This window comes from Litorimonas sp. (assembly GCA_029936425.1).
GTDB lineage: Bacteria > Pseudomonadota > Alphaproteobacteria > Caulobacterales > Maricaulaceae > Litorimonas.
On sequence record JAPYSU010000178.1, the window covers coordinates 1 to 1,029 of the forward strand.

Below are 1,029 nucleotides of genomic sequence, written 5' to 3' on the forward strand. Positions count from 1 at the left end.
CCTCACCCCCCTCATCAACAAAGCACCAGGCCTCCTCACCATTACACAGGTAGATACTCTTGCTCAGCGAGTGGTGGGTCAAATCAATAACTGGCCGACAGCTGTACTGTGTAAAAAATCAGGAACCTGTGAATACATCACCCGTTCTATGCTGGCCGGCCAATACTCACCCTTCCAACCTATGCGCCAGGACTGGTTAGACGGCTTTGAAGGGGAGGCTCCCACCGGCTCTGGACCCCGGTCCTTGCTACAGCAGGTCATGAACAATCGCGCACTTTGGTCAGCCTACTCCGCGCAACTCAGCGCATCTCTCATATCGCGCATCACATCCTTGCAACTCTCCCGCTACCTGGATCCCTCCCAGGCGAAACCCTTAGAACCAAACACGGTAGTACTGGATCGCTCTACGCTGAACCAGAACAACCACCCCCGGCTTGGACAGGTAGTATCCCCCAAAGGCAAAAACAGCTATTGGGTGCGCTTCAGCCAAGCGGGCCACGACTACCGTAAATCACCAAAATTCCTACTCGTGTCCCGCCCCGCCAATGCCTTGACTCCTCTGTGCACTCCACGGCCCACGGAACATGCAATGATCAGCATCGATCTCTTGGGTGCCCCGGGTGACTGGTGCAGGGAGGAAGTCATCGACACCTCCTATTTGAACTACGACCTCGACCAGGTCACGGTTGGACAGACGGTGGACGGACGCATCCAGAGTTTTGAGGTCACACCTCCTGGGACGCACGCCTGCCCCAGACCTGTTCACGGCAACACCGCTAACCATCACCCACTCCAGAGTCAGCTGCTCGGACCCTTGAACTTCGACTCCGATCAAAGAGCCACCTCCGGCCTGTTGTTCAACCCGGAGGTCATGAAGACATCAGACTCTGTACAGTGTTGGATGGCGGTGTCAGGTGTCTGGTGCAACTCTCCTCGGGGAGATCGTGCTGACCCTATGCCTGTCCGGATCACCTCATCTACTAACCAATCAAACCCGCGGCCAGTCAACTCTGCTAAGAGGACTGTGCA

At 56.2% G+C, this 1,029-nt stretch carries 1 protein-coding gene; it reads right to left on the bottom strand.

Going from position 1 to position 1,029, the window contains the following annotated elements; genetic code table 11:
* Positions 1 to 831: 831 nt before the first annotated feature.
* Positions 832 to 1,029, bottom strand: a 198-nt coding sequence (locus tag ACN0IC_RS15825; RefSeq protein ID WP_416879701.1) for a hypothetical protein, incomplete at its 5' end; no start/stop codon positions are given.